The sequence below is a fragment of the Mesorhizobium sp. M0292 genome (assembly GCF_040321695.1).
Lineage (GTDB): Bacteria > Pseudomonadota > Alphaproteobacteria > Rhizobiales > Rhizobiaceae > Mesorhizobium.
In genome coordinates this window covers 278,005-292,607 of sequence record NZ_JAMYSB010000004.1, presented here as the reverse complement: position 1 = coordinate 292,607, position 14,603 = coordinate 278,005, and the positions used below count along the sequence as shown (strand labels likewise).

Below are 14,603 nucleotides of genomic sequence, written 5' to 3'. Positions count from 1 at the left end.
AGCTGGCAAGAAACAGGGTAAGGAAACTTGAGGTGGCAGCTCTTGCCGAAGGGCCGGCAAGAGCCCGTATCCTGGCGGTGGACGACGATGAGCGCAATCTGCTGGCGATCAGCGAAGTGCTCGCGACTATCGGAGAGGTCATCTGCGCCCAATCGGGCGAAGAGGCTCTGCGCTTTTTGCTGAAAGAGGAGTTCGCCGTCATTCTCCTGGATGTCCTCATGCCAGGGTTGGACGGGTATGAAACGGCCGCACTTATCCGCCAGCGCGAGCAATCCAAGCGCACCCCAATCATCTTCTTGACCGCCATCAACAAGGAGGATGCGCATATGCTGCGCGGCTATGATGCCGGCGCGGTCGACTATGTGTTCAAGCCATTCGATCCGATCATGCTGCGTTCGAAAGTCGCGGTTTTCGTCGAACTCCACGAGAAGACGCTCGAGATCCAGCGCAAGGCGGAGGTCGAGCAGGGACTATTGGCGCAGGCGTTGCAGGCGCACAAGGACAAGCTTCAGGCCGAACGCGCGCTGCGCAGCGCCGAGCAACGGCAGGATGCCATCCTGAATTCGTTGCCGGTCTGCTTTCATGCTCGGGCAGCCGAGCCACCCTTCGCGGCGCGCTTTGTTACCGAGGGCGTCGAGCGCTTGACCGGCTTTGCGCCTGAATACCTGACATCGGATCCGGAGTTCGGTCTCAGCCGCGTTCATCCCGACGATCTGCCGCGATTGAAGGAAGCGCTGCTGGCGGCAAAAACCACCGGCTCCTATACGTGCGAGTTCCGCTGGCAATGCGCCAATGGCGAGTATCGCATTTTTCTCGACCAGGGGGTGATGTCGGACGGCTCAGATGGCCGTGAACCGGAAATCATCGGCACATTGCTTGACATCACCGAGCGGCGCGGTCTTGAGGATCAGCTGCTTCAATCCCAGCGCATCGACGCTATCGGCAAGCTAACCGGCGGCCTGGCGCATGATTTCAACAACCTGCTCGCCGCAATTCTCAGTGGGTTAGGGCTGCTTGAACGGCGGGCTGCGTTGGATGATCAGGCGCAACAGGTACTCGACCTGACGCGGCGTTCTGCAAAACAAGGCGCTGACCTTGTCGCGCGAATGCTGGCATTCTCGCGGCGCCAGACCCTGAAGCCGGAAGCGGTGCGCCTTGCTGCGCTGGGCGACACGATGAACGGATTGGTGGCGCCCGTGCTGGGGGGGTTGATCCGTTTCGACTGGCAGATCGATGACACGATCTGGCTGGTGCATGTCGATGCAGGCCAACTTGAATTGGCCTTGATGAATCTGGTTTTCAACGCGCGTGACGCCATGCCCTCTGGCGGGACAATAACCGTGCATGCGCAGAATCGATCGATCGGGACGCCAACAGAGGATATTCCGCCGGGCGACTATGTCATGATCGCCGTCAAGGACACCGGATCCGGCATACCCCCCGATCTTGTCGCCAAGGTCGTCGAACCGTTCTTCACCACCAAGCCGGTCGGTAAGGGAACGGGCCTCGGCCTCAGCACGGTCTACGGCTTCATGAAGCAGTCAGGTGGGACACTTCGCATAGAAAGCGTCGTTAACCGCGGAACTACCATGCAACTCTGGCTGCCACGATCGACCGAACAGCCGGTCGATCCTGTGGTGGAACCCGACATTGAACGAGCGTTCGCCGATGCCGGGATGGAGCACCCATCAATCCTCCTGATCGACGACAGCCATGTTTTGCGGCAATTGACCGCCGAGTCCCTTCGCCAACGTGGTTTCGAGGTGACCTGCGCGGGAGGAGGGGCGGAGGCGCTGGCCATGATGGAGCGCACTCCCAACCAGTTCGACGTCATTATCACCGACTTCGCCATGCCACTCGTATCCGGCGTCGACGTGATCCGCTTCGCGCGCAATTTGCGCTCGGACTGGCCAGCGGTCATGATCACGGGCTATGCCGATGCCCGGGATATTGCCGATCGGCCGGCCGACGTGCCCTTGCTCGGCAAGCCCTTCCGCGACGAGGATCTGTTCGAAGCGATTTTCCTCGCGATAGAGAATGCGGCCCCCCAAAGGATCAAAACCGGCTAGCGCTTAGGGCTTGTCGACGGTCTGGCCACGTCGGCAGGCCGGGCAGATCGAGACCGCACTTTCGGGGCACGGCGACAAGGGCCGCATTCCTGATCGGCAATCTAGGTCATTCGCAACAGGCGGCGCTACCAGCGCTCCTCGGTGTCGCGGTCCGGTAGGTCTATTCCGCAGCACACCCAACCAAGGCGCTGCGCTGAACCATAGTTGTACCGAGGCTCCAGATGAGCCGGATCATCGAAGGTACCGACGTGCAGCGCGATCTCGGTTGGCGACGCGTCGTAGCAAAGGCTGAGCGGCGACCCGCATTCTGGGCAGAAGCCTCTTTGCGCAATCGGCGAAGACCTTCGTTATGTTGGCTTTCCGGAATTCCAGGTCAGGCTTTTGCAGGGCATCCAGGCAAGAACTGCAAACGCGCTGCCGGTCGCTCGTCTGCACATATCGCAGTTGGCAGTAGTGAACCCTCGGTTCGATCCCGGCGCTGAATCGGATCCTGCCACAGAGACATCCGCCATGGATGGCCAAGGAGCCGGGTAGGCGCTTGCCAACCTCACGCATCAAGATCGATCAAGGCGGCGCCGAACGCTCCGATCGCAGTCAAAGAGGCACTGCCGAGGTTTTGGTCGGTTGCGAAGGCTGTCAGCGCGCCGAAGCCTTCGTCGCCGAGGTCGAGCACCACGACGAAAATTCTTTGCCCGCTGACCTGGTTAGCGAGCTTGGGTTTCATCGCGTTCCGAACCTGTTGCGGGGCAGTTAATGGGCATGGTGCTCGGCATTCCGCTTGCGGGTTGCCGCTGCCTTCTTTGCCGATTCCGATCGGCTTGCGGCTGACCGTGAAGCCGATGCCTTGCCGCCGCTTTTCCCACCCTTGTGGGCCGCGGGGTGTCCGGTGTGTTTACCACGACCCGCGCCGCCTTCTTTCTTGCCGCCGCCATCGTCCTTGTTGACGGTCGCCCATGCCCGCCGCTCGGATTCCTTCTCGGAAACACCGCGCTTCTCATAGCCTTCGGCAATGTGGTCGGCTTTGCGTTCCTGTTTGTCGCTGTATTTCGATTTGTCGCCTCGTGGCATGGTCGTTCTCCTGGCTCAATGATGTTTGAACGGGATGCCGGCGGGAGAGTTCCAAGTGGAAATTCAGAAAACTGAAACGCGGGCGAGGATTTCGACCAACACGGAGCGCTATTGCTCCGGGGCCGTGGCGGGTGCCGTGAAGCGGCGCACGGCACCGATCACGCTTTTCTTGAAGCGATCGAGCGCGGCAAGCGTCTCCCTGGAGACGACGTCGTCGCGTGCCGTCTACTCGGTAGCCAACGCAATGAAATACGTTCCGCGACCTCAGTAGCCACCGACCACCGGCAGGATCTCTCCCGTGATGTAACTCGAGCAATGCGACGAGGCGAGGAACACGTAAGCCGGGGCAAGTTCTTCCGGTTGCGCTGGCCGTTTCATCGGCGTATCCGCGCCGAATTTCGAGACGTCGTCGGCTTCCTTGTCCGAAGGGTTGAGCGGCGTCCACACCGGACCTGGCGCGACCGCGTTTACCCGGATGCCCTTGCCGATCAGATTGCCCGAAAGCGCTCGCGTGAAGGCATGAATGCCGCCCTTGGTCATCGAATAGTCAACCAGTTGCTTGGAACCGTCGATGCCGGTCACCGAACCGGTATTGATGATCGCGGAGCCCGGCTCCATGTGCGGCACGCTCTCCTGCGCCATATGAAAATAGCCGTAAAGATTGGTCTTCAGCGTCGTGTCGAAATGTTCCTCGGTCAGGTCGTTGAAGTCACTGGAATGGATTTGGAAAGCGGCGTTGTTGACCAGCACGTCGATCCTGCCGAATTTTTCGACCGTCAGCGCCACGGCGTTGCGGCAATGCTCGCGTTCACTGACATCGGCTTTTATCAGTATGCAACGCCGGCCTTCCTTTTCGACGGCGTTTTTGGTCGCTTCGGCGTCCCTGTCTTCACTCAAGTATACGATCGCAATGTCGGCGCCCTCGCGGGCGAACAAGACTGCCACCGAACGGCCGATGCCGGAATCACCACCCGTGATAAGCGCTACCTTGTCATCGAGTTTTTTCGATCCGAGGTAGTAAGGCGCATCGTAGAGCGGAGCGGGCTCGATCGCCCATTCATGCCCCGGTTTGGGTTGATGCTGCTCGGGAAAAGGCGGCTCGGGATATTTGCGAGCGCCGGCTTGCATCGCTTGTTGCATTTTGCCATTGCTCTTCGTCTCGTCTTTGGCGTCGATACCACGCTGGATATGGCGTTGCTTGGCGGCTTCGGCTGAAGTCTGCGACTTAGTCTGCATGGCTTTCTCCTGTGCTCGGAGAACGAACAACGCATGCCGGGCAAAAAAGTTTGCGCAAATATCTCGATCCCGAAAGGGCTCGCCATTGCGAACAGCCTGCGAGGGGCGTGGAGCATTGGTCGTCAATGAGATCGGAATTGCCATGCCGGCGGCGTTCAGACAAACACCACATTCATTACCCGCTCAAAGCACGCTTTTTTCAGAACCATAGGGTTTGGCAATGCGGACCATGCCTTTCGTCCGAAGGCGCTGGTATAAATAGAAAATCGTCATCAAGCCGATTGCTGTTCCAGCGCCAAGACACAGCGCGAGCAATAGTTCTGCACCGACACGAAACGCAAGCAGAGTAACGCCCGCCGCAGCGACGATGGCATTTATGAATGCGATCATAGTCGCTGCGGTGGTCAGGTACGCCAGGAGAGGCCCAGTACGAAGAGAAGGTTCGGCGTCATTTTCGGGCCAGCGACCGAATTCCTTGGAAAACTGGAAGGCAGCCTCGTCGCCCAAAGTTCGATAGTAGGCTCTGATCCGGGCAATGCCGATATGGGCCTGCATGTTCTCAGCGGCGATGTCGACCAACCTCAAGACGGTAAAGGCACCCAGTAAAAAGACCGATGGCAGCACAACCGCGACAAACGGCAGGAAGAACTCGGAGGACTGCGTAACAAAGCCCGTTGCCACCAGAGCGCTCGACAGAGACATAATGTAGATGGTCGTTCGCGACGCCATTTCACTTATGGACGTGCTGATCGCTGTCTGCTGCACGAAATGCTCTGTCGTCAGGGCCGCGAGAAACGAAGCATCGGGTGTCGGCGTGTCAGCCATGGAGTATGCTCCTGTCGGGTCGACCTGAGTTTTTCTTCGATATAGTGCTTGCGAGGCTGGCCGCCACTGGATGCTCCCGACGCCTGACCCATGCCGGTTTTATTGTGCCATATCCAGCGAGCCCGCATCAGCGATCAGAAAGGGCCGATCATGTGGTCAGCAGATGCTGGCCATATCGCAGGCGAAATGTCTGCCGTGGTCAATCCGTATGGCCTCCTGTTGGGGATCCGGGTCGAAGCGCATTCGCGGCGGTTGCAGTTGGGGGCGGTTCCGCGGCGGCGCTGATGCGAGTTCGCGCATTCGTGGCAGCGGCCTCGAAACAAATTCGGTCCCTAGGCCGGCAACGCGAATTCACCGGCAGGTTCAATGGTGCGGGCTTGCGGGCCAAACTTTTCGGTGGCGAAGCCCATGACCACGTCCACCAGACTCATAAATCAGCAGCCCGGATCCTGCCTACTGCGGCATCTCCAGTCCCTGCCGCAATCCTGTCGCCACGACTGAGACCCTGAACTTTCCGGCGAGTGCCCGGTCGAATATGGCGCCGACGATGATGTCGGCGTCGGCGTCGACCTCCTCGCGGATGCGGGTGGCGGCCTCATCGACTTCGAACAGCGTCATGTCCATGCCGCCCGAGATCGAGACCAGGACGCCCTTGGCGCCGATCATCGAGGCTTCGTCGAGAAGCGGGTTTGCTATCGCCGCTTCGGCGGCCTTCCTGGCGCGGTCCTCGCCCGTGGCTTCCCCGGTACCCATCATTGCGCGGCCCATGTCGCGCATCACCGACTTCACGTCGGCGAAGTCGAGATTGATCAGCCCCTCCTTGACGATGAGATCGGTTATGCAGCCGACGCCGGAATAAAGGACGCGATCAGCCATGGCGAAGGCGTCCGCGAAAGTCGTCTTTGCGTCGGCGATCCTGAAGAGGTTCTGGTTCGGAATAACGATCACGGTATCGGCGCATTCGCGAAGCTGCTCGATGCCCTCTTCGGCGGCTTGCATGCGGCGCTTCCCTTCGAAGGTGAACGGCTTGGTGACGACCGCCACCGTCAGGATGCCGGCTGCCCGTGCAGCGTTCGCTATGACAGGCGCGGCACCGGTTCCAGTTCCGCCTCCCATGCCGGCGGTCACGAAGCACATATGGGTTCCCGCAAGGTGGTCCCTGATCTCGTCGATCGATTCCTCGGCTGCCGCGCGGCCGACCGCGGGCAGCGACCCGGCGCCCAGGCCTTCCGTGACATGGGCGCCCAGCTGGATCAGCCGCGATGCTTTCGACATGGTCAGTGCCTGGGCATCGGTGTTGGCGACGATGAACTCCGCACCCTGCAGATTTTCGGCAATCATGTTGTTGACCGCGTTGCCGCCGCCACCGCCGACACCAATAACGGTTATCTTCGGTCGCATTTCAGAGATGACGGGCCTTGCCGCGGTGCTCATCGTCTTGTTCTCCTTGGAATTGGTCGACAAAAGGTTCCCGGAACGCGCCGCTTGAACACGCCAGGTGCAAGAATCAGGTTCTATCGCCTTGGCACAGGGAATCAGAGGGTGAACTTTGCGGCAAGACAAGATGTGGGACTTGTACCATATACGCCTGAATGAGCCGACCTTTTGAATGGGTCTCCAGTCCGATGTTCCGGAATCGGCTCGGATTCTGGCCAGCGAAAATCCACAATCTCCGGGATCCAACCCCTCCAAGCTTCACGCGCCCGCCTCACGCGCGAGAACCTTGAGAATCTGGCGACCGAGCGACGCCTGACGCTTAGCGGATCGGCATCTTGCCGCGAAACAACGGCTGATGGGCCCGCATCAGAGCGGCAATCCGGTTGGCAATCTTTCGTACCGGCGGGGAGTGGCGTTCCTCATGATGGGTGACGATCCACTGGTCGGTTTCGAGTTCGGGGATAGGCTGAGCGACACGAACCAGCCGCGGATCGCTGTCGCCGACGAAGCACGGAAAGACGGAAAGGCCGGCGCCCGCGGCCACAAGTTCTCGCACCGAATGGGTGTTGTTGCCGCGCACGGCGATGCGGTCGCCGTGATGGGCTTGCAGCCAGCGCGCCGAGGCAATGTTTGCCCCTTCGCCGGTGACGCCGACGAACAACCCGGCGGCGATGCCGTTGATCAGGTGGCGTCCGGAATAGATGGCATACGCGACCTTGCCGCTCTGACGGCCGGCCAGCCACTGTTCGGTCGGGCGCTCGCTGCGGATGCCGATATCGGCGGCGCGGCGACCGATGTCGACCCGGTCGGTGGTGGTGACGAGTTCCACCCTGATGCCGTCATCGACCGTCCAGATTTCGCCGATATGGGCAGAAACGAAGGCCGAGGTCCAAGGCCCGGCCGAGACGCGGACAATGCGGTCGGGCAGGTTTCCCTCGCGCCAGCGGGTCAGCGACTGCATTGCTGCTTCGACGTCTTCGGCGCGCCGCAGCAGTTCTTCACCGACCGGGGTTAGCCGGTAGCCGGTCTGCTGCCGTACGAACAGCGCTTCGCCGATCTGCTTTTCGAGCGCGGTGACGCGTCGTCCGAGTGTGGCTGCGCTGAGGCGCGTGGTTGCCGTAGCCGCGCTCAGGCCACCCAGCCGCGCAACGTCGAGAAACAACCTCAGATCGTCCCAGCCAATATCCATTTTGCAGAAATGAAAAACTCCTTGCGACCGTGGCTGTAGCGCGAAGCGGACATCATGCGCAAGTATGCAGCCGTTGGAGGCGCTGGAAATTCCTGCCCTGGTGGGACAAAGACAGGCACCTCGGTTGGCCAGGAAGTCAGTCCAATCCTTTGATCGTGCATACGCTTTGCGCGATTGCTTTGCGTTTTCGACCAACTCAAGAGCGTGAGGTATTTCGCTCTCAAGGAGACGATATGTTGCATGAACTTCGACACCGTTTCGCCCGCTGGCTTGCCTATCGCCAGACGCTTGCGAGCTTGAGGCGGCTTCCAGACAGCATATTGGCGGATGCGGGCCTTTCTCGCGAAGAGCTCCGCGAGCGTGCCCGCGACGCCAGCCTGCGTCGCTGAGATTGGAGGCGGGCATGCAGAGAATGGAGCCGGCGGCGAGAAGCAATCAGGCGTCGTCTCCTCACTGCTGAGCTGCGGCTGAATGCGCCAATACGGTTGCCACGCTTGATGCCGCCGCAGTTTCGCTCCACATCGTGAGGGATGAAGACCGAGAAATCCGAGCGGCGTCGGACCTTGCTGTGGGCCTTGCCCGCATCGCTGGTCCTGCATGCGCTCATCACCGCGTTCCTGGTCTATGGCCTGCCCGTTCCTGCCCAGCAGCCGCAGGAGGAGGAACCGGTCAATGTCGCACTCGTCCCGCCACCCGAACCGCCGAAGCCTGAGCCCCCGCCGCCTCCAAAGCCTGAAGCGCAAAAGCAACCGGAACCGAAAGTAGAAAAGCCTGTAGCGGAAAAGCCGCCGGCGCTCGAGGTGCTGAAACCTGTATTCCAGTTCGGCGACAAGGATACCGGCCCCAGGAAATCCCTGGATGGAGCCAGCGCGCAGGATAATTCGCCGACACCGGTCAAGGACAAGGATACGAAGCCGCCAGGTGAGCCGAAGGACGTCGAGAGCAAACCCGCCGCGTCGCCAGACTCCGGGGAGCCGGCGGGTACGACCAAGACCGAGGAGAAGCCGGCAACCGCAGCCTCCGAGCCGACCCAGGAGAAGCAGGCAACCGAGGACGCGAGCAAGCAGGGAGCAGACAAACAAGAGCCGCAAGATGCTGACAAGCAGGCAGCCGCGACGCCGTTGGCCACCCCCGGCGATGATGGTGAGATCGAGCTTCCTGCATCGGCCCAGGCGCCGAAGGCCAGGCCCGAAAACGCGCCGAAGCGCAGCCCTGCAAAGGTCTCGAAGCCTGGAGGCGGAGGCGCCAGGAAGCCTAGCTCCACGGAGGTGGCCTCAGCCGGGGCTTACTCGGGCCTTCCGGGCGTCCGCGAGCTCTTCTCGCACGGCGCTACCGGCAATGCATTCGGCACCACCGCGACCGACGGCATGTCTCGCGGTGAGCGCGTTGCCACACTTTGCGCCAACGTGTTGGCCGAGGAGCTGAAGGGCGCCGAGTTTTCTCCCGAGTGGCTACCAATGAGACCGCTGAAGTCGGGCAATATTGTTATAGATCCGGATGCGGCCTTTCGCGCAACGATCGGATGGTACCATGTGAGCTTCCGGTGTGAGGTCGACACCGACGCGACGCGAGTGTTGTCCTTCGACTCTCATGTCGGGTCTGCCGCCTCGCCAGCCGAAAGCGCTCAGCTTGAACAGGAACTTCGCCGGCAGCATTCGGGGGGATAGCCTGCGCGTTATCATGCCCACGCGCTGGGCGACTGGTTTATGTCCAAGGCGCTGTGATTGGGTGCCGCGTGGTTGCATCTCAATCCGCCGGGCGGTTGGCCTTGCGCCACTCCTCATATTCGCCGCGGGCATCGTCATGCAGCGGATAGTAGCGCTGCAGCGGTGCGCCCTGCATCAGCTTCTCTCGCGAGAACTCTTCCCAATCGTGATGCTTCCGGGATTCTTCGATCACCTTTGCGGCCATTGCGACGGGAAGCACTACCACCCCATCGTCGTCTGCGATGATAATGTCGCCCGGGATCACCGTGACACCGCCGCAGGCGATCGGAACGTTGACGGCGTTCGGATAGATGCTGGTTTGCACATGGTAGTTGGGCGTCCAGCCGCGCAGCCATAGCGGCAGATCGAGCTTTTCGACATTCGGCCGGTCGCGCATGCATCCATCGATGACGATGCCCGCGCCGCCTCTGCCCTTGAAGTAGGTCGACATCATATCGCCGAAGACGCCCGAGCTCATGTCACCGCGCGCGTCGACGACGACCACATCGCCTTCCTGCGCGTGATAGAGCACGTGCCGGTGCAGTTGCGTTTCCGGGTCGGCGTATTCTCCCTCGCTGAAGAGGTCCGGCCGCTGCGGCAGGAACTGCAGCGTCAGCGCCGGCCCGACGATCGACTTCCCATGGTTCTGCGCCACCGGACCGACCATGTGCGGATTGCGGAAACCCATGTGGCCTAGCGTGCCGGCAACCGTCGCGGCGCCGATTTCCCTCAGGGCGTCAATGAGGTCTTTGGGCGGTCGCGTGATGTCAGGGATATGCGTCATTGTGGACTCCGGTTGAGATGGAACTACCAGTTCGTAACAGACCCGTCCCGGCGCCTGAGGTGAGGCGCTTCCCAGAAACGAAAAGCCTCCGCCCGGACCGCCGCTTCGTTGACCTCGACGCCGAGCCCCGGCAGGTCGCTTACCGGATAGTCGGGACCGTCGAGCCGTGGCTGCACGGGGAAGAAGTCGGAATTGTCGAAGCCCAGCTTCGTCTCGGGTTCCCTGGTCTCGAGCCACGCGAAGTTGGGTACAGCGGCGGCGAGATGCAGGGTCGCGGCCGTGCACACCGGACCAAGCGGATTGTGCGGCATCAGGTCGACATAATGCGCCTCGCTCCAGCCAGCGACCTTCATCGCCTCGGTGAGCCCGCCGACATTGCAGACATCGAGCCGGTTGAACTGATGGATGCCGCGCTCGATGTAGGGCAGGAACTGCCACTTGCTGGCAAATTCCTCGCCGATGGCAAAGGGAATGTCGGTCATCCTGCGCAGGGATTCGTAGGCTTCAGGTGTCTCGTCGCGGATCGGCTCCTCGAGAAAATCAAGCACGCCGCGGCCGAGCTTGTTGCAGAAGCTCGCCGCCTCTGCCACCGACAGCCGATGATGATAGTCGATGCCGAGGACGACGTCGTCGCCCAGCGCCTCGCGCGCCTTGTTCAGCATGCTCGCGGTAGCGCCGATCGACTCGCGGGGTTCGAAGATGTCCCTGCTGCTTTGCCCTACGGGGAAGAAGCGGATCGCCTGCCACCCCCGTGCGCGCAGCTCCCGGGCTCGTTCGATGGCGACGTCGCCCTCGGCCTCGTCTCCGGTCGAGGCGAAGGTGGGGATGCAGTCGCGCTGCTTGCCGCCCAGCAGTTCGTAGACCGGCACCCCCAGCGCCTTGCCCTTGATGTCGTGAAGGGCGATGTCGATGGCGGAGATAGCCGCCTGCAGAACGCGCCCGCCTTCGAAGTACTGGCTGCGATAGGCCTCCTGCCAGATCCGCCCGATCTGCATCGGGTCACGGCCGATGAGAAACTCGCGAAAATGCTCGACCGCGCCGGCAACGGCCTTTTCGCGCCCGCTCAAGCCGCTCTCGCCCCAGCCGAAGACGCCCTGGTCGGTCTCGATCTTGACGAGCATCTGATTGCGCGTTCCAACCCACACAGGATAGGGCTTGATCGCGGTGATCTTAAGCTTTTCAGTCATCCCCAACGTTCCCAATGAACCCCGTCTTGTCTCAGCCGGCCTTGAGGGCCAGTTCAGTTTCGCCATCGAACAGATGCAGCCGCTCCTGGTCGAACTCGAGCCAGATCTGCTCGTCAGGTGCGACGGCGATGTTGGGGGACACGCTGATGTTGACGATGGCGCCTGACAGCAACGCCTGCACGAAGGTGACGTCTCCGGTCGGCTCCACTGTATAGGCCTTGGCCGGGACGCTGCCTGGCACCGCGCTCTTGTGGAGCCTGATGGTCGAGTGACGTGCGCCGAGCACGACTTTCCTCGACGTTGCCCCCGCAACCTTCCGGGCGTTGAGCGGCGAGAGCTCAAGGCTCCAGCCCTCCGCGCCGGTCAACGCAGTGTTGCCGTTTGCTGTCGATGCCTCCAGTGGAACAAGGCTCATCGCCGGGCTGCCGATGAAGCTGGCGACGAACATGTTCACCGGATGGGCAAAGACCTGCGCCGGAGAATCGTATTGCAACAGGTAGCCGCTGTTCATCACCGCCATCTTGTCGGCCATGGTCACGGCTTCGAGCTGGTCGTGCGTGACATAGATGATGGTCGCCTTGAGGTCCTGGTGGAAGCGCTTGATCTCCGAGCGCATCTGCACGCGCAGTTTGGCGTCGAGGTTGGAGAGCGGCTCGTCCATGAGGAAAACGGCAGGGTCGCGGACGAGGGCGCGCCCCAAGGCGACACGTTGCTGCTGCCCGCCTGAAAGTTCGCGCGGCTTGCGCTCGAGAAGGTGCGTCATGTCGAGCACGCGCGCCGCTTCCTTGACCTTCCTGTCGATCTCGTCCCTGGGCAGCTTGCGCATCTGCAGCGGGAACGCCAGGTTCTTGTAGACCGATTTCTGCGGGTAGAGCGCGTAGTTCTGGAACACCATCGCGATGTCCCGGTCCTTGGGGTCGAGGTCGTTGACCACGCGGTCGCCGATGACGATGTCGCCCGATGTGACCGGGATCAATCCCGCGACAAGATTGAGCGTGGTTGTCTTGCCGCAGCCCGAAGGGCCGACGAGCGCAACGAACTCGCCGTCATTGACCGTCAGCGAAACGTCGTTGACAGCTTTGAAGCCGCCATAGGTCTTGACGAGATCTCTCAGGACCACGTGGGCCATCGGCAACTCCCTACGGCATGATGCCGAAAAGTGTGAAGCGGTTTTCGGACGACATCATGCTCTATCTCTTTGATTTAGAGGCGCATTCAGATTTCAGGTCGAACAGACCTGAAATCATCCGGCTCTAGTGTTTGACCGCGCCTTCTGTAAGGGCGCGTACGAAGTATCGTTGCAGGAGGAGGAACAGCACCACGACGGGCACGCTCATCATGAAGCTGGCCGCCATCAGGCCCGGAAAGTCCGTCGTATTCTCCGAGAAGAAACGCTGTATGCCGACCGGCAGGGTCAACTGCTCGTTCTTGGAAAGGAAGGTGTAGGCATAGATGTACTCGTTCCAGGCGCCAATGAAGGAATAGATCGCGGTGGCGATGATACCGGGCGTCGACAGAGGCATCACGATCAGGATGAAGGCCTGGAACCGGGTCGCCCCATCGATCCGCGCCGCCTGCTCGAGCTGCACCGGAATGTTGTCGTAAAAGCCCTTGAGCAGCCAGATCGCCAGCGGCAGGCCGAAGGTGAGATAGGTGAGAATGAGCGAGCCATGCGTGTTCACCAGCCCGATCGCGCGCATCAGGATGAAGAGGGGCACGAGAAAGATCACCGCCGGGAACATGTTGCGCAAAAGCACGGTGAAGAACAGGAAGTTTCGTCCGGGGAAACGAAAGCGCGAAAACGCGTAGGCCGCAGGAACGGCCACGATCACCGAAAGGATTGTGGTGACCGTGGACACGTAGAGGCTGTTCCAGAAAAAACGCAGGAAGTCCTGGCCGACGCTGTTTTGCGGATCGAGCAGCTTTTGGTAGCTGGCCAGGGTAGGCTCTTCCGGCCACCATTGCGGCGGGAACTGCATCGCCGCGAACCCGGACTTGATCGATGTGATCAGCATCCAGATCATCGGCAACGCGGTGTAAAGCAGCATGAACACGAGGAAGACGCGCCCGGCCCAACGCCATCCGTCGATGCGCATGCGGCGCCGGGCTGGACCTCGAGGGGCTGTCTCGACGATCGTGCTCATGCGCTCCCCTCGTTGCGCTCGTTGCCGGCCAGCGCACGAACGTAGAAGTAGCCCAGCACCATCAGCATGAGGAACAGGAGTACCGAATAGGCCGATGCGACACCCCATCGCTGACGGCCGAAGGCGAGCTCATAGATGTGGGTGATCCAGATATGCGACGCGTTCGACGGCCCGCCACCGGTCATGATCCACGGGATGATGAAGGAATTGAAATTGGCCACCGCGAGCAACAGGATCGTCACCGTCGAGACGTTGCGCAGATGCGGGAAGGTGACGTGCCAGAAACGCTGCCATGCATTGGCCCCGTCGACTTCCGCGGCGCGCAGCAACTGGTCGGGGACCGTCTGCAAGCCGGCCATCATCATGATCATGGCAAACGGAAACTCGCGCCAGATATTGACGACGATCAAGGAGGGCAGCACCGTGCTGACGTTGTCGATGAAGTTGGGCGGCCGGTCAGCCAATCCGAGGCCGACCAGCACCGCGCCGATGATGCCGAAGTCCGAATGGTAGATCCACTTCCAGATATAGGAGGCGGCAACCGCGCTGATGACCCAAGGAATGATCAGGACAGCGCGCAGGACACCCCGGCCGATAAACTCGCGGTGGAGCGCCAGCGCGGCGGCAAACCCCAAGGCAAAGGCAACGAAGGTGGATGCGATCGTCCAGATCAGGGTGTTCAGGGTGACTTTCCAGAACACCTGGCTGGTGAGGATGGCCGTGTAGTTGTCCAATCCGATGAAGGTCTTGTCGCGGAGCTGCAGGCCAGGCGGCGTCTTAAAGAACGACAGCTCGACCGTGTAGTAGATCGGATAGGCGATGACGATGAGCATCACGGCGATCGCTGGAAGCACGTAAGCGTAGTCGGCGCGATGCTCCCAGATATTCCGCAGCACCCCGGAGCTACCGGGTTGCAATCTTCGGCGAGCCTCGGCCTTCCCGGTCACGATCGTCACGA

The 14,603-nt window shown here is 61.2% G+C and carries 14 protein-coding genes and 1 pseudogene; 3 read left to right on the top strand and 12 right to left on the bottom strand.

Annotated elements, in window-relative coordinates; translation table 11 throughout:
- Nucleotides 1–32: 32 nt before the first annotated feature.
- Nucleotides 33–2,069, top strand: coding sequence for a PAS domain-containing hybrid sensor histidine kinase/response regulator (locus tag NKI96_RS08280; RefSeq protein WP_352803712.1), 2,037 nt, complete (start codon nucleotides 33–35; stop codon nucleotides 2,067–2,069).
- Between the two features lie 125 nt (nucleotides 2,070–2,194).
- Here NKI96_RS08280 and NKI96_RS08275 read toward each other — a convergent pair.
- The 7 genes and pseudogenes from NKI96_RS08275 to NKI96_RS08245 form a co-directional block, all read right to left on the bottom strand.
- Nucleotides 2,195–2,506: pseudogene (locus tag NKI96_RS08275) on the bottom strand (GFA family protein).
- A 110-nt stretch (nucleotides 2,507–2,616) separates the two neighbouring features.
- Nucleotides 2,617–2,793: a PCC domain-containing protein gene (locus tag NKI96_RS08270; RefSeq protein ID WP_023691386.1), complete on the bottom strand. Its 177-nt coding sequence runs from the start codon at nucleotides 2,791–2,793 to the stop codon at nucleotides 2,617–2,619.
- 26 nt (nucleotides 2,794–2,819) lie between these two features.
- Entirely contained in the window at nucleotides 2,820–3,137 is a 318-nt protein-coding gene (locus NKI96_RS08265; RefSeq protein WP_023691385.1) for a hypothetical protein, read from the bottom strand.
- A gap of 264 nt (nucleotides 3,138–3,401) precedes the next feature.
- Nucleotides 3,402–4,373 (bottom strand): SDR family oxidoreductase, encoded by a 972-nt coding sequence (locus NKI96_RS08260; RefSeq protein WP_023687856.1) that lies wholly within the window; start codon nucleotides 4,371–4,373, stop codon nucleotides 3,402–3,404.
- A gap of 183 nt (nucleotides 4,374–4,556) precedes the next feature.
- Nucleotides 4,557–5,198: a hypothetical protein gene (locus tag NKI96_RS08255; protein WP_023702102.1), complete on the bottom strand. Its 642-nt coding sequence runs from the start codon at nucleotides 5,196–5,198 to the stop codon at nucleotides 4,557–4,559.
- 453 nt (nucleotides 5,199–5,651) lie between these two features.
- The gene (ftsZ, locus tag NKI96_RS08250; protein ID WP_031198409.1) at nucleotides 5,652–6,632 is read right to left on the bottom strand and encodes a cell division protein FtsZ; all 981 of its coding nucleotides are present in this window, start codon (nucleotides 6,630–6,632) and stop codon (nucleotides 5,652–5,654) included.
- A 322-nt stretch (nucleotides 6,633–6,954) separates the two neighbouring features.
- Nucleotides 6,955–7,824 (bottom strand): LysR family transcriptional regulator, encoded by an 870-nt coding sequence (locus NKI96_RS08245; RefSeq protein WP_023691382.1) that lies wholly within the window; start codon nucleotides 7,822–7,824, stop codon nucleotides 6,955–6,957.
- A gap of 233 nt (nucleotides 7,825–8,057) precedes the next feature.
- Here NKI96_RS08245 and NKI96_RS08240 point away from each other — a divergent pair, with 233 nt between their 5' ends.
- Together NKI96_RS08240 and NKI96_RS08235 are read left to right on the top strand one after the other, a co-directional pair.
- Entirely contained in the window at nucleotides 8,058–8,213 is a 156-nt protein-coding gene (locus NKI96_RS08240) for a YjiS-like domain-containing protein (RefSeq protein WP_023681184.1), read from the top strand.
- A gap of 141 nt (nucleotides 8,214–8,354) precedes the next feature.
- Entirely contained in the window at nucleotides 8,355–9,491 is a 1,137-nt protein-coding gene (locus NKI96_RS08235) for a DUF930 domain-containing protein (RefSeq protein ID WP_023691381.1), read from the top strand.
- A 79-nt stretch (nucleotides 9,492–9,570) separates the two neighbouring features.
- Here NKI96_RS08235 and NKI96_RS08230 read toward each other — a convergent pair whose 3' ends face one another.
- The 5 genes from NKI96_RS08230 to NKI96_RS08210 all read right to left on the bottom strand — a co-directional run bounded on the left by NKI96_RS08230 (nucleotide 9,571) and on the right by NKI96_RS08210 (nucleotide 14,601).
- Nucleotides 9,571–10,314 carry a ribonuclease activity regulator RraA gene (locus tag NKI96_RS08230; RefSeq protein ID WP_023668095.1) on the bottom strand — a complete coding sequence of 248 codons (744 nt, stop codon included), beginning with the start codon at nucleotides 10,312–10,314 and terminating at the stop codon, nucleotides 9,571–9,573.
- A gap of 23 nt (nucleotides 10,315–10,337) precedes the next feature.
- The gene (locus NKI96_RS08225) at nucleotides 10,338–11,501 is read right to left on the bottom strand and encodes a mandelate racemase/muconate lactonizing enzyme family protein (RefSeq protein WP_023691380.1); all 1,164 of its coding nucleotides are present in this window, start codon (nucleotides 11,499–11,501) and stop codon (nucleotides 10,338–10,340) included.
- A 31-nt stretch (nucleotides 11,502–11,532) separates the two neighbouring features.
- Nucleotides 11,533–12,630 (bottom strand): ABC transporter ATP-binding protein, encoded by a 1,098-nt coding sequence (locus NKI96_RS08220; RefSeq protein ID WP_023691379.1) that lies wholly within the window; start codon nucleotides 12,628–12,630, stop codon nucleotides 11,533–11,535.
- A gap of 124 nt (nucleotides 12,631–12,754) precedes the next feature.
- On the bottom strand, nucleotides 12,755–13,645 hold the full coding sequence (locus NKI96_RS08215) for a carbohydrate ABC transporter permease (protein WP_023691377.1): 891 nt from the start codon (nucleotides 13,643–13,645) through the stop codon (nucleotides 12,755–12,757).
- A complete protein-coding gene (locus NKI96_RS08210) occupies nucleotides 13,642–14,601 on the bottom strand; it encodes a carbohydrate ABC transporter permease (protein WP_023691376.1) in 960 nt (319 codons plus the stop codon). Before NKI96_RS08210 ends, NKI96_RS08215 begins: the two co-directional genes overlap by 4 nt.
- Between the last annotated feature and the right edge of the window lie 2 nt (nucleotides 14,602–14,603).